At 74.6% G+C, this 23,464-nt stretch carries 7 protein-coding genes; 4 read left to right on the plus strand and 3 right to left on the minus strand.

Annotated features, from left to right (window positions below):
• Positions 1 to 2 precede the first annotated feature (2 nt).
• Genes ACZ6QO_RS18275 through ACZ6QO_RS18290 form a run of 4 tightly spaced genes read left to right on the plus strand, consistent with a single transcriptional unit; the run spans position 3 to position 20,759 of the window.
• Positions 3 to 11,537 carry an amino acid adenylation domain-containing protein gene (locus tag ACZ6QO_RS18275; RefSeq protein ID WP_465852045.1) on the plus strand — a complete coding sequence of 3,845 codons (11,535 nt, stop codon included), beginning with the start codon at positions 3 to 5 and terminating at the stop codon, positions 11,535 to 11,537.
• Positions 11,534 to 18,931, plus strand: a complete 7,398-nt coding sequence (locus ACZ6QO_RS18280) for an amino acid adenylation domain-containing protein (protein WP_465852047.1) — start codon at positions 11,534 to 11,536, stop codon at positions 18,929 to 18,931. The genes ACZ6QO_RS18275 and ACZ6QO_RS18280 overlap by 4 nt, the downstream gene beginning before the upstream one ends.
• On the plus strand, positions 18,928 to 19,992 hold the full coding sequence (locus ACZ6QO_RS18285) for a pyridoxal-phosphate dependent enzyme (RefSeq protein ID WP_465852049.1): 1,065 nt from the start codon (positions 18,928 to 18,930) through the stop codon (positions 19,990 to 19,992). The genes ACZ6QO_RS18280 and ACZ6QO_RS18285 overlap by 4 nt, the downstream gene beginning before the upstream one ends.
• Complete coding sequence (locus ACZ6QO_RS18290; RefSeq protein WP_465852051.1) at positions 19,989 to 20,759, plus strand: 4'-phosphopantetheinyl transferase family protein; 771 nt, start codon at positions 19,989 to 19,991, stop codon at positions 20,757 to 20,759. The genes ACZ6QO_RS18285 and ACZ6QO_RS18290 overlap by 4 nt, the downstream gene beginning before the upstream one ends.
• A gap of 130 nt (positions 20,760 to 20,889) precedes the next feature.
• Here the strand turns inward: ACZ6QO_RS18290 and ACZ6QO_RS18295 are convergent, their stop codons facing one another.
• The 3 genes from ACZ6QO_RS18295 to pstB form a co-directional block, all read right to left on the minus strand.
• A complete protein-coding gene (locus tag ACZ6QO_RS18295) occupies positions 20,890 to 21,705 on the minus strand; it encodes a HalD/BesD family halogenase (protein ID WP_465852052.1) in 816 nt (271 codons plus the stop codon).
• 215 nt (positions 21,706 to 21,920) lie between these two features.
• Positions 21,921 to 22,637 (minus strand): response regulator transcription factor, encoded by a 717-nt coding sequence (locus ACZ6QO_RS18300; RefSeq protein ID WP_465852054.1) that lies wholly within the window; start codon positions 22,635 to 22,637, stop codon positions 21,921 to 21,923.
• A gap of 39 nt (positions 22,638 to 22,676) precedes the next feature.
• The gene (gene pstB / locus ACZ6QO_RS18305; RefSeq protein WP_465852056.1) at positions 22,677 to 23,453 is read right to left on the minus strand and encodes a phosphate ABC transporter ATP-binding protein PstB; all 777 of its coding nucleotides are present in this window, start codon (positions 23,451 to 23,453) and stop codon (positions 22,677 to 22,679) included.
• Positions 23,454 to 23,464 lie beyond the last annotated feature (11 nt).

Below are 23,464 nucleotides of genomic sequence, written 5' to 3' on the forward strand. Positions count from 1 at the left end.
CGATGGAACCCCATCGTTTCGCCGCCCTGCCTCACCTGGTGTGGGCACAGGCGCGCCGTACACCCGGCGCCGTCGCCGTGGAGCACGGAGCACACACGCTGGACTACGCCGCGCTCGACCTGCGGGTCGCGCGGATGACCGCCCGGCTGCGCGGTGAGGGCGTCGCGCGCGGGCATCTCGTCGGCGTCCTGCTCGACCGCGGCCCCGACCTGCTGGTCACGCTGCTGGCCGTCCACCGGGCGGGCGGGGCGTACGTCCCCCTCGACCCGTCCCACCCGCCGGAGCGCATCCGCCAGGTGCTGGCCGACGCCGAGGTGCGGACGCTGGTCAGCGACCGGCCCGGCCTCGGGTCCTTCCAGCCGCCGCCCGGCATCGGCCTGATCCTCACCGAGGAGGCCTCGGCCGCCGTCCCTGACCTGGAGCCGCCGGCCGTCCTGCATCCCGACGACCTCGCGTACCTCCTCTACACCTCGGGGTCGTCCGGCACGCCGAAGGGCGTCATGGTCACCCACGGCGCGGTCGTCAACCTGCTGACCTCGCTGATCGAGGAGCTGGCGTTCAACGCCGCGGACGTGCTCGTCGCGACGACCACCTACTGCTTCGACATCTCCGTCCTGGAGCTGTTCATGCCGCTCATGGTGGGCGGCCGGGTGGTGCTCGGGTCCGCCGAGCAGGCGCGTGACCCGCGCGCGCTGGCGGAGTTGCTCGACGCGGCCGGCGCCACCCACTTCCAGGCGACGCCGACGAGCTGGCGGATGCTGCTGGACACCGGCTGGCGCCCGCCCGGCGGCTTCACCGCGCTGAGCGGCGGCGAGAAGCTCGTTACCGAGCTGGCGGAGCGGCTGTGCTCGCTGTGCGCCCACGTCTGGGACCTGTACGGCCCCACGGAGACGACCGTGTACTCCACCCACGCCCGGGTCACCGGCGGCCGGGCGCACGACTTCGCCGTCGTGGGCGACACCACGCTGCGCATCCTCGACGAGACCATGAGCCCGGTGCCCGACGGGGACAAGGGCGAGCTGTACATCGGCGGCGCGGGCCTGGCCCGCGGCTACCTCGGCCGTCCCGCGCTGACCGCCGAGCGGTTCACCCCCGACCCGTGGGACGAGGGCGCCCGTCTGTACCGCTCGGGCGACGTCGCCCGGCGCCGCCCGGACGGGCTCGTCGAGATCCTCGGCCGCACGGACTTCCAGGTGAAGCTCAGGGGCCACCGGGTCGAGCCGGGCGAGATCGAGGCCGTCCTCGCCCGGCACCCGGAGATCCGGTCCTGCGTGGTGCACCCCTTCGGCACCCCGCTGCGGCTGGCCGCCTACCTGGTGCCGGAAGAGGGCGACGGCCCGTCCACCGCCGCGTTGCGGGCGTATCTGGGGCGGTCCCTGCCGGAGTACATGATCCCGGCCGCCTTCGTCCGGATGGCCGCGCTGCCGGTCACCGCCAGCGGGAAGGTCGACAGGAAGGCGCTGCCGCTCCCCGGCACGCGGCTGCGCGAGCCGGGGAGCGTCCCTCCCGAGACCGCGATCCAGCGCGTCGTCGCGGACGCCTGGGAGCAGGTGCTCGGCCTCGGCGGGGTCGGGCTCGACGACGACTTCATGACGCTCGGCGGGGACTCGGTGTCCGCGGCCCAGGTGACCGCCAGGATCTCCCGCCACACCGGCGTCCGGGTCCCGCTCCGGGAGCTGTTCGAGGCCGGTACGGTCCGCGCCCTCGCCGCCCGCCTCGAAGAGACGGCGCCGGACTCGGCACTGAACCCGGCGCTGGACACAGCGCTGAATCCGGTGCTGAACCCGGTGCTGAACCTGGCGCCGGACACAGCGCTCAACCCGGCGCTGAGCACGGTGGCGATGGGGGGTGGCGACCACGACGGCCGGCCCCTGTCGTTCGCGCAGCGCCGGTTGTGGCTGCTCGACCAGATGGGGGAGGCGGAGAACGCCTACAACCTGCCGACGGTGCTCAGACTGACCGGCGCGCTCGACGAGAAGGCACTGCTGGACGCGGTGAACCTGCTCCTCGCCCGGCACGAGTCACTGCGCAGCCGGTACGTGTGGGACGGCGGCGAGCCGGTCCAGCGGGTCCTTCCCGCCGGCTCGGTCACGGTGGAGGTCTCCGCGCTCGACCCCGCCGCCGACGCCCGCGCGCAGACGGACGAGTGGCTGGGACGGCTGACGGGCGCCGCCTTCGACCTGGCGCACGCCGCCCCCTGCCGGGTCGGGCTGCTCAGGCTCGGCCCCGACGAGCATCTGCTCTGCCTGGTCGTCCACCACATCGCCATCGACGGCTGGTCGGAGAACATCCTGCGGCGGGACCTGGCCGAGCTGTACCGCGCCCTGACCGCGAGCCGGGAGCCCCTGCTGCCCGCGCCCGCCGTCCGGTACGGCGACTACGCTGCCTGGCAGCGCGAGAGCCTCGACGACGAGACGCTCGCCGCCCACCTCGCGTACTGGCGGGACAAGCTCACCGGCCTCGCCCCGCTGGAGCTGCCCACGGACCGGCCCCGCCCGGCCACCTGGTCGCAGGAGGGCGCGGCGCTGTCCTTCACGATCGGCGCCCGGCTGCGCGAGGACGTGCGGGACCTGGCAGGACGGCACGGCGTCACCCCCTTCATGGTGCTGCTCGCCGCCTTCCAGACGCTGCTCGCCCGCTACGCCGGCGCGACCGACGTCCCGGTGGGCACCGTGCTCGCCGGACGGGGCATGCCCGAGTTGGAGCAGGTCGTCGGCCTGTTCGTGAACACGGTGGTCATGCGGGGCGACCTGTCCGGCGACCCCACCTTCGCCGAACTGCTCACGGCCGTGCGCCGGGACACCCTCGCCGCGCACGAGCACCAGGAACTGCCCTTCGACCGCCTGGTGCAGGAGCTGGCGCCCGAGCGCGACCTGTCCCGCAATCCGCTGTTCCAGGTGATGTTCGCCTTCCAGAACACCCCGAAGGAGGACCCCTTCTGGGGCGACGGCCTGCGCGTGCGGCGCGAGCCCCGGCCCGCGGTGACCTCCCGGACCTTCGACCTCACCCTGTCGATGAGCGACGACGAGGACGACGGCTGGGCGGGCCACGTCGAGTACAGCACCGCCCTGTTCGACCGGGAGACGGTCGAGCGGATGGCCTGGCACTACCGGGCCCTGCTCGCGGCCGTGGCCGCCGACCCCGACGTCCCGGTCGGCGAGGTCTCCCTCTACGACGGCGACCTCGCCCTCGTGCCCCAGGCGTCGCCCGACCTGCCGTTGCCGGCGGGGTCGGTGGCGGACGTCGTGGACGAACGCGCCGCGCGCGCCCCTGACGCGGTCGCGGTGGTGTGCGGCGGGGACGCGATCCCCTACAAGGAGCTGACGGAGCGGAGCGACCGGCTGGCGCGTCATCTGCGCGGGCTGGGTGCCGGCCCCGGCGTACCGGTGGCGGTTTGCCTGCCGCGCGGGGTGGAGCTCGTCGTGACCCTGCTGGCGGTGGCGAAGACGGGAGGGTACTTCCTGGTCCTGGATCCCGCCCACCCGCGGGAGCGGATCGCGGCCATGGCCGGCGACGCGGCTCCCCTCGTGCTGGTGACGACGGCCGGGGCGCCCGACCTCGGCGTCACCCGGGTGGTGCGCCTGGACGAGGACGCGGCCGCGATCGCGGCGTGCCCGGCGTCGCGGCCCCCGGTGGAGGTCTGCGGTGACGACCGGCTGTCGCTGGTGTACACCTCGGGGTCGACCGGAGTGCCGAAGGGCACCGTGGTCACCCACCGCAACGTCCTGTCGGCCCTGGTCGGCCGCCAGGCGTACAGCGACCCGCCGCGCGGCGTGCTGCTGCCGGTCTCACCCTCCTTCGACGTGTTCGTCTCCTTCGCCGTCTGGACCCTCGGCACGGGCGGCGCGCTGATCCTGCCCACGCACGGGTCACGGGCGGACCTGGACGAGCTGGCCGCGCTGGCGCGCCTGCCCCTGGTCAGCCACCTGGTGGGATCGCCGCACCTGTTGCGGGCGCTGCTCGAACGCGACGACCGGCCGCTCGCCGAACTGGAGATGGCGGTCATCGGCGGGGAGTCGTGCCCGGCGACGGTGCTGGACGACCTGGCACGACGCGCCCCCGGGCTGCGGCTGGTCAACGAGTACGGCCCGACAGAGGCCTCGTGGGGGTCGTTCTTCGACGCCGCGGCGCATCCGATGCCGGCGGGACGCGTGACGCTGCCGATCGGGATCGCCCCGGCCAACTACCGGGTCCACCTGTGGGACGCCGGCGGGCGGCCGGTTCCGCTGGGCGCGGTGGGGGAGCTGGTCATCGGCGGGCCCGGCGTGGCCTGCGGATACCACCGGCGGCCTGAGCTGACCGCCGCCCGGTTCGTGCCCGACCCGTGCGGGGAGCCGGGGGCACGGGTCTACCGGACCGGCGACCTGGCCCGTCACGGCGGAGGCGGGCTGCTGGAGTTCCTCGGGCGCACCGACGACCAGGTGAAGATCCGCGGCCACCGGATCGAGCTCGGCGAGATCGAGGCCGTGCTGGCCGCCCATCCCGGCGTCGCCCAGGCGGTCGTCCGGCATGACGGCGGGCGGCTGGTCGGCTACGTCCGCCCCGCCGGGGGACCCGGCGCGGCCACGGAGGCGGAGCTGCGGACCTACCTGCGCGAACGGCTGCCCGACCCGATGATCCCCGGCGTGTTCGTCACCGTCGAGGACTTCCCCGTGACCCGGCACGGCAAGATCGACCGGAACGCCCTTCCCGTCCCCGGCCCGGGCTCCGGCGCCGCCGCGAGCGGCCCGTCCCGCACGCCGCCGCGGACGCCGATCGAACGGCTGGTGGCCGAGGTGTGGGCGGAGACGCTCGGCCTGGCGAGCTGCGGCGCGGAGGACTCGTTCTTCGACCTGGACGGCAACTCGCTCACCGCCGCCCAGGCCGTCGCGAAGGTGCGCGCGAGGCTGCAGGTGCCGATCAGCGTGCGGGACCTGTTCGCCGCGCCGACGGTGGCCGGGTTCGCCGAACTGCTCGGCGCCCGCATGTTCGACGCCCTCAGCTCCCCCGCGGCCAGCACCGAGACGGCGTCCCCCGCGGCCGGGACAGGCGCGGTGTCCTCCGCGGCCGAAACCGTGACGACGTCCTCCGCGGCCGGGACCGGCGCGGCGTTCTCCGCGGCCGGAACCGAGGCGGCGGCGTCCCCTGTGGCCGGGTCCGGGACGGCGTCCGCCGGTGAGCCGGCCTCGGCTCTCGACACAGGCCAGGCGGGGGTGCAGGAGCCGCCGCTGTCCCCCGGGCAGCGCCGGCTGTGGCTGCTGGACCGCATGGATCCCGGCGGAGCCGACTACGTCGCCCCGATCGCCTGGCGGTTGCGCGGACGGCTCGACGCCGAAGCCCTGAGCGAGGCCCTGAGCGGGCTGGTGGCCCGGCACGAGGTGCTGCGCACCCGGTACGAGCTGCGAGACGGCGAGCCGCGCCAGGTGATCGACGACCCCGAGCCGGTGCGGCCGGCGCTGCGCGACCTGTCGCGCGTGCCCTGCGCGACCGGAGTGGCACGGCTGGCCGAGGCCGTCGAGGAGGAGACCACGCGCGGCTTCGACCTGGCCGCCGAGTGGCCGCTGCGCGCCTCGCTGCTGCGGCTCTGCCAGACCGAGCACGTCCTGCTGCTCGTCGTCCACCACATCGCCTGCGACGCCTGGTCCCTGAAACTGCTCACCGACGAGCTGGACGTCAGGTACCGGGCGCTGACCGCCGGGCGCACCCCCGCGCTGCCCGCCCTCCCCGCGCAGTTCGCCGACCACGCGGCGCGCGAGCACGCGGGCGACCATGCCGCCTCGCTCGGCTACTGGCGCGAGCGCCTGGCCGGCATGGCGGAACTCGCCCTGCCGGCCGACCGTCCCCGTCCGCCCGTGCGGGACCGGCGCGGCGAGGCCGTCGGCTTCGAGCTGCCGCCCGAGCTCGCCGAGCGGGTGCGGGCGCTGGCCCGCGGGCGCGGCGTCACGCCGTACATGGTGCTGCTCGCGGCGTTCCACGCGCTGCTCGGGCGGTACTGCGGGCAGGACGACATCGTCGTCGGAACGCCCGTGGCGCGGCGCGACACACCGCACGCGGAGCGCCTCATCGGCTTCTTCGTGGACACCGTGGTGCTCCGCGGCGACCTGCGAGGCCGCCCGGCGTTCCAGGAGCTGATCGACCGGGTGCGCGAGGACGTGCTCGGCGCCCTCGCCCACCAGGACCTGCCGTTCGACCGCCTGGTGGAGGAGCTGGCCCCCGAGCGGGACGCCTCCCGCAACCCGCTGTTCCAGGTCATGTTCGCCTACCAGAACGCGCCTTCGGCGGCTCCGCGGCTCGGCGCGCTGGAGGTGACCGAGATGCCGGTCGCGGCGCGGACCGCGAAGTTCGACCTCACGCTGGAGCTCGCCGAACGGCGCGACGGCGGCATGACCGGGGGTGTCGAGTACGCCACCGCGCTGTTCGACCGGGCCACGATGGCCGCGTTCGCCGAACGGTACGTCACGCTGCTGCGCCAGGCGCTCGACCACCCCGAGCTGCCCGCCGACGGGTTCGACATCCTCACCGGCGACGAGCGGCGCGACCTGCTCACCGGCTGGAACGCCACGCAGGCCCCGCGCGGCGGCGGATGCCTGCACGAGCTGGTCGAGCGGCAGGCTGCCGCGACCCCGCAGGCGACCGCGGTGGTCGACGGCACGCGCACCATGTCCTACGCCGAGCTGGACGCCTCCGCCGACCGGCTGGCCGGCCGGCTGCGGGCGGGCGGCATCGGCGCCGGGTCCTTCGTGGGGGTCTGCCTGCCACGCGGGTTCGACCTGGTCGTGACGCTGCTCGCCGTGCTGAAGGCCGGCGCCGCGTACGTGCCGCTGGACCCCGGCCATCCGCCGGAGAGGCTGGCGACCGCGCTGAGGGAGTCGCGCGCGGCGGCGCTGGTCACCCGCGACGCCGTGGCGGGCCGGCTGCCCGCCGTCCCGGCTCAGGTGATCAGGCCGGACGAGACGGCCCCGGACGTCCACGGACGCGGCCCCGCCCCGGACCTCGACGCCGCCGCGTACGCCATCTTCACCTCCGGCTCGACCGGCACCCCCAAGGGAGTCGTGATCACCCACAGGGGGATCGTCAACCGGGTGCTGTGGACGGTCGGCCGCCACCGGCTCTCGGCCGCCGACCGGGTGCTGCAGAAGACGACCGTCGCCTTCGACGCCGCCGGGTGGGAGATCTTCGCCCCGCTCGTCGCCGGCGGGACGGTCGTCCTGGCGTCGCCCGACGCCGAGCGCGACCCCGCGCTCATCGTCGCGGACGTCATCGCGCACGAGGTGACGGTGCTGCAACTGGTGCCCTCGATGCTGCGGATGGTCGTGGAGGAGCGCGACCTGGAGCGGTGCGGCTCGCTGCGGCTGGTCTTCTCCGCAGGCGAACCCCTCACCGCCGAGTTGTGCGAACGGCTCACCGCCCGCCTGGCGGTGGAGCTGCACAACACCTACGGCCCGACCGAGTGCTCGATCGACGTCACCGCCTGGTCGTACCGGCCAGGGGAGCACGGCGGCGGCACGGTCCCCATCGGGACTCCCATCGACAACACCGCGATCCGCATCGTCGACCGCCGGCTGCGCCTGACCCCCGTCGGTGTCCCCGGCGAGCTGTGCGCGGTGGGCGCGGGCCTGGCCCGCGGCTACCTGAACCAGCCGGCGCAGACGGCGGAGCGGTTCATCCCCGACCCGCACGGCGAGCCCGGCGCCCGCATGTACAGGACCGGCGACCTGGCCCGGTGGCGGGCCGACGGCACCATCGAGTTCCTCGGCCGCCTGGACCACCAGGTCAAGGTGCACGGCGTGCGCGTCGAGCCCGGCGAGGTGGAGGCCGCGCTGGCCGGGCACCCGGACGTGGCCGCCGCCGTCGTCGTGGCGGGCAAGGACGCGCACGGCGGCGGCAGGCTGGTGGCCTACGTGACACCGGCGGGCGAGGCCGTCCCGTCCGCCGACGGGCTGCGGGCGTACCTGGCCGACCGCCTGCCGGCGCCGATGGTGCCCGGCGTCTTCGTCCCGCTGGAGTCCTTCCCGCACACCGCCAGCGGCAAGATCGACCGGGCCGCGCTGCCCGAGCCGGAACCGGCCGCGCCCACCGGTCAGGCAGGCGCGTACGTGGCTCCGCGTGACCCGGTGGAGGAGGTGATCGCGGGCGTCTTCGCCGACACGCTCGGCCTCGCGCGGGTCGGCGTCCACGACGACTTCTTCCGCGCCGGCGGGAACTCGATGCTGGCCATGCGCGTGATGTCACGCCTGCGCGAGACGTTCCCCGGCGAGCTGCCCATGCGGGCGCTGCTCAACGGGCGCACGGTCGCCGAGCTGGCCAGGCGGCTGCCGGCCGCCGAGCCGGAGGACGGCGGCCGCATCGAGGCGGTGCCGCGCACCGGGCGGCTCCCCCTGTCGTCGCCGCAGCGGCGGATGTGGCTGATGCACCGGCTGGCGCCCCGCAGCGGGGAGTACCTCGCCCCCATCGCCCTGCGGCTGCGCGGCCCTCTGGACGAGGACGCGCTGCTGTGGGCGATCGAGACGCTGAGGGACAGGCACGAGATCCTGCGCACCCGTTACGACGTCGAGGACGGCGAGCCGTACCAGGTGATCGACGAGCCCGTGCCGCTGGAGCCGCGCCGCGCCGACCTGTCCGCCGAGCCCGACGCGGAGCGGCGCGCGGCCGCGCTCGTCACCCGGTGGGCCGGTGAGCCGTTCGACCTGGCGCGGGAGGCGCCGCTGCGGGTCGGCCTGATCCGGCTCGGCGCCGCCGACCACGTGCTGCTCATGCTCACCCACCACATCGCCTGCGACGGGCGCTCGCTCGACGTGCTGGCCCGCGAGCTCGGCGAGGCCTACGAGGCGTTCCGCGCCGGTACGCGGCCCGGCCGGCGGCCGCCGCCCGTGCAGTACGCCGACTACGCGGCCTGGGAGAGCGGGCCGGAGGCCGGGCGGGTCCGGCGGCGGCACCTGGCCGGCAGCCGGGAACGGCTGGCCGGCGTGCCACCGCTCGACCTTCCCCTCGACCGGCCCCGCGCGCCGGTGCGCGACGCGACGGGAGCCGTCCACGCGTTCGACGTGCCCGCCGGCCCGGCCTCGCGCGTGCTCGCGTTCGGCCGGGAGCGGGAGGCCACGCCGTTCATGACGTGGCTGGCCGTCTTCCAGGCGCTGCTGGCCCGCTACAGCGACCAGGCCGCCTTCCTGGTCGGCTCCCCCGTCGCCGGGCGCGACCGTCAGGTGGTGCAGGACCTGGTCGGCTGCTTCGTCAACACCATGGCGATCCGCGCCGACGTCTCCGGCGACCCGAGCTTCGCGGCCCTCGTCGACCGGTCGAGGGAGGCGGTGCTCGAAGCCCTGGACCACAAGGACGTGCCCTTCGACGAGCTCGTCGACGCCCTCGACGTCACCCGCGACCTGTCCCGGGTGCCGCTCGTGGACGTGATGCTCACCGTCGAGGACACCGGGCTCACGCCGTTCCGGCTCCCCGGCATGCGCGTGGAGGCGTACCCCGTCGGCGTCCGCGCGGCGATGTGCGACCTGGCGCTGTCGATGCGGGAACGCCCGGACGGCGGGTGGACGGCCGAGTTCGAGTACGCGGCCGCGCTCTTGGAGCCGGAGACCGTCGAGCGGATGGCCGGCCACTTCCAGCGGTTGCTCGACGCCTGCGCCGGCGACCCCGGGCGATGCCCGGCGGACGTGCCGCTGGTGGAGGTGGACGCGCCCGCGGAGCCGCGCGCGGTGCCCCTGGTGAACGAGACCGTCTCGTCCTGGGCGCGCCGGACGCCGGGCGCCCTGGCCGTGGTCGAGGCGGGCGGCGGCGAGGCCTGCACCTACGCCGAGCTCGATCGCCTGACCGGCCACCTGGCGGCCAGGCTCGTCGCCGCCGGGGTGACGCCGGGAGCGCCCGTCGTGGCCTGCCTGCCCCGCGGCCCCCGGGTCGTCGTGGCGATGCTCGGCATCATGCGCGCCGGCGGGGTCTACGTCCCCGTCGACGCCGACTCGCCGCCCGAACGGGTGGCCGGGCTGCTGGCCGACGTGGCGCCCGCCGCCGTGGTCACCGGCAAGGGAAGCCCGGAGATGATCACGCCGTTCGGCGTCGCGGTCCTTGCCGTGGACGCGCCGGGGCCGCCGCCCGCGGTGGCGCTTCCCGTGCTCGACCCGCGCGACCTCGCCTACATGATCTTCACCTCCGGCTCCACGGGCCGCCCCAAGGGCGTCCAGGTGGAACACGGGTCGTTCGCCGAGCACTGCCTCGTCATGACCGAGGCCTACGCCCTCACGCCCGGCGACCGCTTCGCGCTGATGGCCTCGGTGACGTTCGACGCCTCCCTCGACCAGATCGCGGCCACGCTCGTGGCCGGCGCGGCCGTCGTGGTCGCCGACCCTCGGGGCACCGCCCCTGAGGACCTGGTCGACCGGCTCACCGCGAGCGAGGTCTCGGTGCTGGACGTCACCCCCGCCTACTACCGGCTGATGGTCGGAGTCCTGCGGCCGGGCGACGGGCGGCTCGCCGCCCTGCGGGTGATGAGCGTGGGCGGCGACGCGGTGACCTACGAGGACGCCCGGCAGTGGGCCGCTACGGGGTTGCCCGCCCGGTTCGCCACGGGCTACGGGCCGACGGAGACCACGATCGCGGCCACCGAGCACCGGCTCGGACCGCTGGAGGCCGCCTCGGACGGGCTCATCCCGCTGGGCCGGCCTCTCACAGGGACCGGAGCCTACGTGCTCGGCCCGCGACTGGCGGCGGTGCCGTACGGCGTGACCGGCGAGCTGTACATCGGCGGCGGCCGGGTCAGCCGCGGCTACCACCAGGCTCCGGCCCTCACCGCGGCCCGGTTCCTGCCCGATCCGTTCTCCCCGGTCCCCGGGGCCCGGATGTACGCGACCGGGGACCTCGTGCGCCGCCGTTCCGACGGCGTCATCGAGTTCCTCGGCAGGGCCGACCGCCAGGTCAAGATCCGGGGGTTCCGCGTGGAGCCCGGGGAGGTCGAGGCGATCCTGGCCGCGCACCCCGACGTCCGGGCGGCCGTCGTGGAGGCCCGCCATGGGCCCGGCGGAGACCTGGCTCTGGTCTGCTACCTCGTCCCGGCTACTGTGCCCGCCGCTGTGCCCGCTGATGGGGCGGCCCACCCCGCCGCACTGGCCGGCCACCTGCGCGAGCGGCTGCCCGACTACATGGTGCCCTCGGCGTGGGTGGAACTCGGCGAACTGCCCATGACCCAGAACGGCAAGGTCGACAGGGCCGCGCTGCCCGAGCCCGACTGGAGCCGCCCCGAGCTGGCTCGCGAGTACGTCGCGCCGGAGCCCGGGATCGAAGAGTACGTCAGCACGCTGTGGACCGAGGTGCTCCACGTCGAGCGGGCCGGCCGGGACGACGACTTCTTCGCCCTGGGCGGCAACTCGCTGCTGGCCTCCCGCGTGCTGCTCCGACTCCGGGAGGTGTTCGACCTGCCGATCTCCCTGCGCCAGATCTTCGAGGCGCGGACGGTGGCCGCGATGAGCGCGCTGCTCGAACGCTCCATCGAGGAGGAGATCTCGCACTGGACGCGAGACCAGATGGCGACCCTGCTCTCCGAAGGAGAAGAAGCGTGAACCCCACCAGTGACGCCGCGACCATCGATCCCCCCGACGCCAAGCTGCTGCTCCGGCGGTATCTCGACCGCGGCAGGCGAAGGGCGGCCGCGCCGGGCATCAGCCCGGCGGACCGCGACCGGCCCCTGCCGCTGTCGCCCGGCCAGCACCGACTGTGGCTGCTGGAAAGGCTCCGGCCGGGGAGCACCGAATACCTGGTCCCTGTGACGCTGCGGCTGACCGGCCCGCTGGACGTGCCCGCCCTGCGGGCGGCGCTCGACCGGCTCGTGGCCCGGCACGAGGTGCTCAGGACCCGCTACCCGGAGTCCGGCGGCGAGCCCTGCCAGCTCGTCGACCCGCCGGCCCGGCTGCCGCTGACGGTCCTGGACCTCGCCGGCCACGGCGACCGGCGGGCGCGCCGGGTGCGGCAGATCATGATGGTCGGCGACGGGCGGTCCCCCGAGGAGCGCGAGCGCGAGCTGACCGCGCAGAGCCTGGCCGATCTCGTCAGGGACGTGGGCGAGCGGCCCTTCGACCTGGCCGCCGAATGGCCGCTGCGGGCGACGCTGATCCGGGTGGCCCCCGACGAGCACGTGCTGTCGCTGGTCGCCCACCACATCGCCGTGGACGGGATCTCGGCGGACGTGCTGCTGGACGAGCTGACCGAGATCTACGGGGGCGGGACGCCGCCGGCCCCCGCCCTCCAGTACGCCGACGTGGCCGCGTGGTGGCGCTCCCAGGCGGACGGCCCGCGAGCCGCCTCCCACCTGGCCTTCTGGCGGGACGCGCTGGCCGGGCTCGCGCCGCTGGACCTGCCGCTCGACCACCCCCGGCCGCCGGAATGGGACCCCGAGGGCGACGTGGTGACCTTCGAGGTGACCGCGCCCGTCGCCCGCGCCGCCCTCGCGGTGGGCGCGGACCGCTCGGCCACCCCGTTCATGACGATGCTCGCCGCCTTCTGGGCGCTGCTCGGCAGGTACACCGGCGGGCGCGACATCGCCGTCGGCACGCCGGTCGCCGGGCGCGACCGCATCGAGTTCGAGCGGCTCGTCGGGTTCTTCGCCAACACCGTGGTGCTGCGCGGCGACCTGTCGGGACGTCCGTCCTTCGGCGCGCTGGTCGAGCGCGCCCTGCGGGTCGTCACCGACGCCCACGACCACCAGGACGTCCCGTTCGAGCGGATCGTGGAAGAACTGCGGCCGGGCCGCGACCTGTCGGTCAACCCGCTGTTCCAGGCCATGCTGACCTACCGGGAGCAGGGCGGCGCCACCCGCGAAGCCGGCTCCCTGACCGTCGTCGAGGAGCCGGTCGGCTGGTCGCCCGCCCGCGTGGACGTCGCGCTCGACCTGACGCTGCTGCCCGACGGGTCGCTCAGCGGAGCCCTGATATACCCAAGGGCGCTGCTCGGCCGCGGGACCGCCGAACGGCTGGCCGAGCACTTCGTGACCTTCCTCGACCAGGCCGGCCGGAGCCCGGAGACGCCGGTGGACCGGATCGGCCTCACCTCCGCCGCCGAGCGACGGCGGGTCCTGACCGAGTGGAACGACACCGCCGTGGACCACCCGGCGTGGTGCCTGCCCCAGCGGTTCGCCGATCAGGCGGCGGCCCGGCCGGACGCGGTCGCCCTCGCCTGCGGCGCCCGCCGGATGACCTACCAGGAGCTCGACGCCGCCGCCAACCGGCTCGCCCACCTGCTGCGGGCGCGCGGCGTGCGGCCGGAGACCCGGGTGGCCGTCTGCCTCGACCGCTCGCCGGAGATGGTGATCGCCCTCCTCGGGACGGTCAAGGCCGGCGCCGCCTACGTGCCGATCGACCCCGAGTATCCGCGGGAGCGGATCGGCTACCTCGTCGCCGACTCGGCCCCGCACGTGGTGCTGACCACCACGGCGTACGCGCACCTGTTCGGCCCCGGCGGCACGGACGCCGAGCGCACGGACGCCGAGGGCACGGACGCCGAGGGCACGGACGCCGTCCGCACGGACATGCGCACGGACGTCGTCCGCATGGACGGCCTCGACCTGACCGGTCTGCCGGCGACGCCGCCGCAGGACGGGCCCGACCCCGACAACGCCGCCTACGTGATCTACACGTCGGGGTCGACGGGCCGCCCGAAGGGCGTCGTGGTGTCGCACCGCGCCATCGCCAACCGGCTGGACTGGATGCAGCGCGCCTACCGGCTCACCCCGGCCGACGTGGTGCTGCAGAAGACGCCGTTCGGGTTCGACGTGTCGGTGTGGGAGTTCTTCTGGCCGCTGGGCGAAGGAGCCCGGCTGGTCCTGGCCGAGCCGGGCGGTCACCGCGACGGCGGCTACCTGCGCGACCTCATCGCCGAGGCCGGGGTGACCGTGTGCCACTTCGTGCCGTCGATGCTGCGGTCCTTCCTCGACGTCCCGGGCGCCGAGGCGTGCGCGTCGCTGCGCGCGGTGATCTGCAGCGGGGAAGCGCTGCCGAAGGACCTGCAGGCCGCGTTCCTCGACCGGCTCGGCGCCCGCCTGCACAACCTGTACGGCCCGACCGAGGCCGCCGTCGACGTCACCGCGTGGGAGTGCCTGCCCGGCCGGCGGGAGGCCCGCGTCCCGATCGGCCGGCCGATCGACAACATCTCCATGTACGTCCTGGACGACGCCATGGAGCCGGCCCCGGTCGGGGCGCCCGGTGAGCTGTACATCGGCGGGGTGGGCGTCGCGCGCGGCTACGTCGGCCGGCCCGCTCTCACGGCCGAACGCTTCGTGCCCTCGCCCTTCGGTCCCGGCCGGCTCTACCGCACCGGCGACATCGCCCGCTGGCGGGAGGACGGCACGCTGGACTACCTGGGCCGGCGCGACCACCAGGTGAAGATCCGCGGCCACCGCATCGAGCTGGGCGAGATCGAGGCCGTGCTGCTCGGCCACCCGGACGTGCGCGCCGCCGTGGCCGTCGTGGACGAGCCCGCGTCCGGCGACCCCCGGATCGTCGCCTACGCCGTCCCCGCCGCGGGCGCGGAGGTCGACGACAGGGCGCTGCGGGCCTGGCTGGCCGCGAAGGTGCCCGCCTACCTGGTGCCCGCGTTCATCGTCCCGCTGGCCGAGCTTCCCGTCTCCGCGCACGGGAAGCTCGACCGGTCCGCGCTGCCCGCGCCGCGCGCCCACGAGTCCGCCGACGCGTTCGTCGCGCCTGCCACCCCTGCTGAGCACGCCGCCGCCGCGGCCTGGGCGGCCGCCCTGGACCTGCCCGCGCCCGGCGCGCACGCCAACTTCTTCGAGCTGGGCGGCGACTCGATCAGGGCACTGCGCGCCGTCGGCGCGCTCCGCGAGGCGGGGTGGGACGTCGGCGTGCAGGACATGTTCCGCTGCCAGACCCCCGCCGCGCTCGCGGTGGTCATGGAGTCCCGCCAGGACGGGCCCGCGACGCGGCCCGAGGCCGTGGCGCTGCCCCCGTTCGCCCACGTCGGCCCCGAGGACACGCGCCTGCTGCCCGCCACGCTGGGCGACGCCTACCCGCTGACCCAGGTGCAGGCGGGGATGCTGTTCGAGCTCGCCTCGGACGACGGTCTCAGCCCGTACCACAACGTCACCGCCTACCTCATCAGGGACGACGCACCGTTCTCGCCGTCCGCCCTGCGGACGGCGGCGCGGACGCTGGCCGAAAGGCACGACGTGCTGCGCACCTCGTTCGACCTGCTCACCTACTCGGTCCCCATGCAACTGGTGCACCTCGACGCCCAGGTGGAGATCAGCGTCGAGGACCTCACCGGCCTGCCGGACGACGAGCGGCGCGCCGCCGGGGAGGCCGCGCTCCGGCGCGAGCGGTCGCGCCGGTTCGACATCGGCCGGGCCCCGCTGTGGCGGCTCTACGTCCAGCGGCTGAGCGACCGGCGGTGGCGGCTGGGCTGGGTCGAGTGCCACCCCATCCTGGACGGCTGGAGCCACAACTCGCTGCTGTCGGAGCTCCTGGAGCTCTACCGCGCGGTCCGCCGCGGCGAGCCGGTGCCCGAGCCGCCGCCGTCCCCGCTGCGGTTCGCCGACTACATCGCGCTGGAGCGCGCGGCCGTCGAGTCGGCCGAGCAGCGGGACTTCTGGGCCGGGCGGGTGCTCGGCCACGAGCGGCTCAGGCTGCCCGAGGCCTGGGCCGGCCCCGCCGCCGACGATCCCTTCCCCTACGACCTGCGGGTGCCCATCGCCGGCCTGCTGCCGCGGCTGCGCGCCCTGGCCAAGGCTTCAGGAGCGCCGCTCAAGAGCGTGTTGCTCGCCGCGCACGTGAAGGTCATGAGCATGGTCACCGACCAGCGGCCGTTCCGCACGGCGCTGGGCGTCAACGGCCGGCCGGAGGTGGCCGGCGGCGACCGGACGCGTGGCATGTTCCTCAACGTCGTGCCGTTCGCCGTCCGCGCCGACGCGGCCACCTGGCGCGACCTGGTGCGCGCGGTCTTCGACGAGGAGACGACGCTGTGGCCGTACCGGCGCTACCCCGCGCCCGAGATGCAGCGGCGGTGGAGCCAGGGAAGCCCGATCAGCGACGTGCTGTTCAACTATCTCGACTTCCACGTGCTCGACCGGGACGCGGTGGACCTGGCGGAGACCGACGACCGCAGCCCGACCGACTTCGCCCTCGTGGTCTCCACCGAGCCGGGCTCGCTGGTGCTGTCGATGGCCCCGCACGCGATCGCGCCCGGCTGGGGCTCCCGGCTGGCGGACCTCTACGCGACCGTGCTCGCCGCCATGGCCGCCGGCCCGCAGGGGGACGCGCGCGCCGCCTGCCTGCCCGAGGCGGAGTCGCGCCTGGCGCTGGGCGGCGGCGCGGCCGTCGAGCCGCTCCCCGCCCTGTGCGTGCACGAGCTGTTCGCCGCCCAGGCCACGCGCACCCCGGACGCGGTGGCCGTCGAGTTCGGGTCCGACCGGCTCACCTACGCCGAGCTCGACATCCGGGCCAACCGGCTGGCGCACTACCTGCGCGACCGGGGCGTGCGGCCGGACACCGTGGTCGGCGTCTGCCTCGACCGGTCGCCGGACCTCATCGTGGCCATCCTCGGCGTCCTCAAGGCCGGCGGGGTCTACCTCGGCCTGGACGCCGCGGACCCGCCCGCCAGGCTCGCCGGGCTGCTCGACGACGCCGGGGCCCGGCTCGTGCTGGCCTCCGCGGAGGCGGCCGGCTCGCTCGGCCGTCCGGACGTCGTCGCCGTCGAGGGACTGGCCCTAGACGCGCTGCCCGGCACCGCGCCCGAGGCGGGGGCCACCCCCGAGCACCTGGCGTATCTGATCTACACGTCGGGCTCGACCGGCCGGCCCAAGGCGGTGGCGGTGCCGCACCGGGGCGTCGTCCGCCTGGTCACCGGGCAGGAGTACGACGAGTTCGGCGCCGGACGGGCGCACCTTCTGCACTCCCCGATCACCTTCGACGCGGCCACCTACGAGATCTGGGGCGCGCTGCTGCACGGCGGGCGGCTGGTCGTCGCCCCGCCCGGCCTGCTCGACGCGCGCGAGCTGCGCGACCTCGTCGCCCGGCACAAGGTCACCTCCCTGTTCATCACGCATGGACTGTTCAAGCTGATGGCCGACGAGGGCATGGACGGGCTGGAAGGGGTGCGGACGCTCATCACCGGCGGCGAGACCGCCTCTCCCGAGCACATCGAACGCGTGCGGCGGGCGCTGCCGGCGACCCGCCTGGTCAACGCGTACGGCCCGACCGAGACCACCACCTACGCCACCTGCCATCCCATCGACCCCGGCGTGCCGGTCACCCGGCCGGTGCCGATCGGGCCCGCCATCGCCCACACCAGCGCGTACGTGCTGGACGCGGACGGTCTTCTCTGCCCGGCGGGCGTGCCCGGCGAACTGCACATCGGCGGTCCCGGCGTGGCCCGGGGGTACCTGGGCCGGTTCGAGCTGACGGCCGACCGGTTCGTCCCCGACCCGTACGGAGGCGAGCGCGGAGCCCGCCTCTACCGCACCGGGGACCTGGCCAGGCTTCGCCCCGACGGCGGGTTCGACTTCATGGGCAGGCGGGACGACCAGCTGAAGATCCGCGGCCACCGGATCGAACCGGGCGAGATCGAGGCGGTGCTGCACCGGCATCCCGGAGTCCGCCTGGCCGCCGTCGTGGCCCGTGAGGTCGGCCCGGGAGATCGGCGCCTGGTCGGATACGTCATGGCCGAGCGCTCCGGGCCCGACGTCGCCGAGCTCCGCGCCCACCTGGCCGGGCTGCTGCCCGGATACCTGGTGCCCGACATCCTGGTGAAGCTCGACCGCTTCCCCATGACCACCAGCGGGAAGATCGACCGCGCCGCCCTCCCCGCGCCCGGCGGCCACCGGCCCGAGCTGGACGTCCCGTACACGCCGCCGCGAGACGACGTCGAGCGGATCGTCGCGGACGTCTGGCGGGCGGTGCTCGGCGTCGACCAGGTCGGCATGAACGACGACTTCCTCCGGCTCGGCGGGCACTCGCTGTCGGCCATGCGGGCCGCGGCCCGGCTGCGCGCCGAGGCCGGCCTGGCGATCACCGGACGCGACATCATGGCCCGCCGCACGGTCGAGGCGGTGGCGCGCGACCTTCGAGCCGGCCAAGGTGCCCCGGACGGCGCGTCCCCGGCCGACGGCGCCGCCGAGCCGGACGGCCGCCCGCCCGCCGTCGCGGTGTGGTACCGGACCGCGGGCGACCAGGACCCGCTGTTCTGCGTCCACCCGGGCGGCGGCAGCGTCCACTGGTACCGCCACCTGGCCGAACGGCTGCCGGCCGACCGGCCGATGGTCGCGCTGCAGCATCCCGCGATGGAGGACGAGGGCATGGCCGGCCTGCCCGTCGACGAGCTGGCCGGCCTCTACCTGGACGAGATCCGCGGCATCAGGCCCGCCGGCCCGTACCGCATGTTCGGCTGGTGCGGCGGCACGTCCGTCACCTGGGAGGTCGCCTCGCGCCTGCGGGACATGGGGGAGGAGGTCTCGCTGGTCCTTCTCGACCCGTGTCTGCCCGCCGAGGACCCGCCCCTGCAGGAACGGCTGCTCGCCCGGGCCGCGGAACTGCTCGCGGAGCCGGCGGCCGAGCCCGCGGACGAGGACCTGCGCGCCGAGCTCGTGGAGGTGCTGCGGGCCGTCGTCGACGACAACGCCGGAGAGCCGATCACCGAGGAGGACCTCGACGACGACTGGTCGCCGAGGATCCGGCTGTGGCGCGGCATCGCCGAGGCCGCGCGACGGCACCGCATGGAGCCGGCCGACGTGCCGCTCAGGATCCTGCTCACCGATGAGCTGATGGGCGACGGGCATGACGCCAAGGGCGGGCTCAGCCACGACGCGTACCTGCGGGAATGGCGACGGCTCGGCGGCGACGTCCCCGTGGGGAGGATCCGTCACGGCCACCTGGAGGCGATGGAGCCGCACCACGTCGGCGACCTGTCCGCGTCGCTGACGGCGTGGCTGAAGGACGCGGAGACGGGACGATGAGCCTGCCCGCCGTGCCCGTCGCCGCCCGTCCGGGCGACGTCGAGGCCGAGCTCGACCGCCTGTCGGCAAGCGCCGAACCCACCCCGCTGGCCGGCGTGCGCATGGTCGTCGCCGGCCGCCGGGTCGGCGTCCGGCTCAAGCTCGAAGGCGCGCTCCCGTGCGGCTCCATCAAGGACAGGACGGCGCTCAGCCTGCTGAAGTCGGTGGCCGGTCGCCTCGACCTGCCCGGCGCCGTGCTGGTCGAGTCCACCTCGGGCAACCTCGGCATCGCGCTGGCCTCGTTCGCCTCCCGCATCGGGGTGCGGTGCGTGGCCGTCGTCGACCCGAGCATCTCCCCGGTGCTGGCCGAGCGGCTCGTGCTCCTCGGCGCCGAGGTCGAGCAGGTGCGGGAACGCGACCCACAGGGCGGCTACCTCAAGGCCCGGCTGGAGCGGGTGGCCCGCCTGACCGCCGACGATCCGGCGATGGTGTGGACCGACCAGTACCACAACCCGGCGAACCCGCTGGCCCACTACCAGGGGACCGGCCCCGAACTGGACCGGCAGGCCCGCGGGGAGTACGACGCGGTGTTCGTGGCGGTCTCCACCGGCGGCACGCTCGCCGGACTCGGCCGCTACCTGCGCGCCCACCGGCCCGGGGTCCGCGTGGTGGCCGTCGACGTGCCGGGCTCCAGGGTGCTCGCCGCCCCCACGGGCAACCGGTTGCTGACCGGGATCGGCGCCGGCCGGGTCTCCGCCTTCCTGCGGCCGGGAGACTGGGACGATCTCGTCATCGTGGACGATGTCGTCGCGATCGCCCACTGCCATGCCCTCGCCGACTCGGCGGGGATCAGGCTCGGCGGCTCCAGCGGCGCCGTGCTCGCGGCCTGCGCGGCCTACCTGGCCCGGCATCCCGAGATCACCTCCCCCATCTGCGTCTGTCCCGACTCGGGGGACAACTACACCCGCACGTTGTACGAGCCCGGCTGGCTGGCCGGGCACGGCATCGAGCTGTCCGCCGACCTGCTGCGACCGGAGGCGGGCCGCCCTCCGGTCGCGTTCGCGGCGCAGGACCGGTCGTGAGCCGCGCCGCGGGCGTGGACGTGTGGTGGGCGCGTCCGGTGAGCGCCGGCGACGGCCTGACCCGGCTGCTCGACCCGGTCGAGCGGGCCCGGTACCACGAGTACCACCGCCCCGCCGACCGGGCCAGGTTCCTGACCGCCGCGGCGCTCCTGCGCCTGACCACCGGCCGGCTGCTCGGCATGGAGCCGGAGCGGGTGCCGCTCGACCGGTCCTGCTATCGCTGCGGCAGGCCGCACGGCCGCCCCAGGACCCGGGCCGGGGTGCGCCGCCTGGCGCTGTCGGTGTCGCACGCCGGCGACTGCGTGGTGGTCGCCGTCGGCGACGGCGTCAAGGAGGTCGGGGTGGACGTGGAGGTGATCGACCCCGCGCTCGACGTCGACGAGCTGATCGACGGGGCCATGACCGAGCAGGAGATCCAGGCGCTCGCCGAGCTGGACCCCGCGAGCCGCGTGTCGACGTTCGTACGGCTGTGGACCAGGAAGGAGGCGCTGCTCAAGGCCGTCGGCGTCGGGCTGGACCAGGAGCCCGACCGGGTGAACGTGCTCGGCTCGGGACCGTCGCTGCGCGTGTGGACGAGCGCGGGGGAGGCCAGTGTGCTGCCCCTGCGCCCGCCCCGCGGGTACCACGCCAGCCTGGCGGTGATCCGCGGGCCGGTGCCCGTCGTCGAGCGCGACGGCACCGGCCTGCTGGCCACCACCATGGCGACCGCGACGCTCAGCAGCACCACGACGACCACGACGCTCACGGCTCGCGCGGCCGGGGGCTGATCACAGGCCCGGCGTGGCCGGCTCGCGCGGCCAGGCTCGACAGGGCGCTGTGGCAGGCACGCGGAACGCCCGGCCGGGATGTCCCGGCCGGGCGTTCCGCACTGCGCTGTCGAGGTCTTTCGTCGTGGGCTCAGGCGAGGTAGACCGCGTCGGTGGTCTCGTAGCTCTTCTCGGTCAGCAGGTCGTTCACGCCGGCGAACGTCAGGTTCACGATGGAGCGCGTGACGCCCTCGGTCTGGATCGGCATGGTGCGGTGGAGGGTGGTGTCGGTCTTGAAGAAGTACGACTCGCCGCTCTCGTGGTGGTAGCTGCGGATCATCCCCTCCATGAGCCGGCGGTTGACGGCGGGGTCCTGCTTGTTCCAGTGGGTGTGCGGGACCGTCTGGAGCAGGCCGCCGTGCTCCGGGCCGGGCGCCGCCGCGATGAAGATCCAGGCGAACTCGTGGTCGCCCCAGTGCCACCCGTGGGTGTCGCCGACCTCGGTCTGGTGGGTGCCGGTGATCCGCTCGTCCGCGTAGGTGCAGTCCAGGACCGGCGCGCCGGCGATCTCGGCGAGCAGCGACCGGAACGCCGGCACGTGGTAGAGCGCGGTGAACATGGTGCTGTTGGACTCGAACAGCGAGTTCGGCAGGCTTCCCATCCGGCGGGGCGTGTTCCCCGTGACCGGCACCCGGATGTCGATCCGGCGGGTGTTCGCCGCGGTGAGCTGCGAGGTCTCCTCCTGGAGCAGGCGGACGAGCTCGTCGGGCAGCAGCCCGGTCATCCTCGCGTAGTGCTCCTCGGAGTACTGCAGCGCCGCCCTGCGCACCTGCTCCTCTCTGGTCGACAGGTGCTTGGCCAGCAACTCGTCCAGCTCGTCGACCACGTCCATGCGGATGTGGGCCGCCGGCCGGTTGCCGGCCTCGATGAGGGTGACCGCGGCCGATGTCGCGCTAATGGTGGGCATCTCTTCTCCTTCTCCTCGCGGCACTCGCCTTGTGTGGCGGAGTCCGGCGTCAGGCGCCGGGCTCTGTACAGAAGGTCGGCGGGCCGCCTATCGAAGGTCTTTCACCGCTACATCACGGAGCTAAGAATGCCTGGTGAGAGCCTCACCGATCGCCCTTGCGCGGCGGGGTGCGGACGCGGCCCGACGCGGAGGTCCCGCGCGGAACGGCGCCGCCGTCAGACCGGCGTCACCAGGCGGTAGCCGACGCCCCGCACCGTCTGGATCAGCCGGTCGTCGTCGTCGCCGAGGCGGGCGCGCAGGCGTTTGACGTGCACCGCGATGGTGTTGGTCGACATGCCGTCCGCCGCGTGCCACACGTGGTGCATGATCTGCTCGCGCGTCACCGTGCGGTCGGCGTTGCGCATCAGGTAGTGCAGCAGCTCGAACTCGCGCAGCGGCAGGTGGACGGGCATCCCGGCCACGCGCACCTGGTAGGCGGCGGCGTCGAGCTCGACGTCTCCGACGGTGAGCACGCCGCGCGCCCCCGCGTCCCCGGGGAAGGCCGCCTGGACGAGCGGCAGCAGCTCGGGCACGCGGTAGGGCCTGGCGACGCACGCGGTCGCGCCGGCGGCCAGGGCCTGGACGGCCTGCTCGGCGTGCCCCTCTCCGACGCCGAGCAGCACCGGCACGGTGCGGGCGAGCCGGACCGCCCGTACGAAGTCCACCGGCCCGATGACCGGCAGGGTGGCGCTCACGAGCACCACGTCCGGGCGTAGCGCGCCCGCTTGGAGGAGGGCCTGCGCGCCGTCGGGGACGCCCGTCACGGAGATCCCCTCGCGCTCCAGCGCCGAGGCCAGTTCCCTGACCAGGCCCGCGTCGGGATCGGCGACCAGCAGCATGGGCGCCGGCCGGGTGTCCCCGTCCACTTCAGGTGCCGCCTGCGGCCGGCTCACACCATCTCCTTCACGAGCGGGTCGGCAGAGGCGTCCGGATCATCCGAAGCGTCCGGTGATGTAGTCCTCGGTCGCCTTCTCGGTGGGGTTGGTGAAGATCTTCGAGGTGTCGTCCATCTCGACGAGCTTGCCCGGCCGTCCCTGGCCTGCCAGGTTGAAGAACGCCGTCTTGTCGCTGACCCGCGCCGCCTGCTGCATGTTGTGGGTGACGATCACGATCGTGTAGTCGTTCTTCAGCTTGGCGATCAGGTCCTCGATGGCCAGCGTCGAGATGGGGTCCAGGGCCGAGCACGGCTCGTCCATGAGCAGGACCGCCGGGCTCACCGCGATCGCCCTGGCGATGCACAGGCGTTGCTGCTGCCCGCCGGACAGGCCGGACCCGGGCTTGTTCAGCCGGTCCTTGACCTCGTTCCACAGGTTGGCGTCCCTGAGCGAGGACTCCACGATGCCGTCGGCCTCCGAGCGGGAGACCCGGCCGTTGAGGCGCAGACCTGCGGCGACGTTGTCGTAGATGGACATCGTCGGGAACGGGTTCGGCCGCTGGAAGACCATGCCGACCGTCCGGCGCACGGAGACGGGGTCGACGTCGGGCCCGTAAAGGTCCTGGTCCTCCAGCCTGATCTTGCCTTCGACGCGGGCGCCCGGGATGACCTCGTGCATGCGGTTGAGCGTGCGCAGGAACGTCGACTTGCCGCAGCCGGACGGGCCGATGAAGGCGGTGACCGAGCGGGGCTCGATCGTCATGGTGATGCCTTCGATCGCCTTGTGCGATCCGTAGTACGCGTCGAGGTCGGACACCTCGATCTGCTTGGCCATTGTCGAAACCC

It is taken from the genome of Sphaerisporangium sp. NPDC049457, assembly GCF_055586705.1.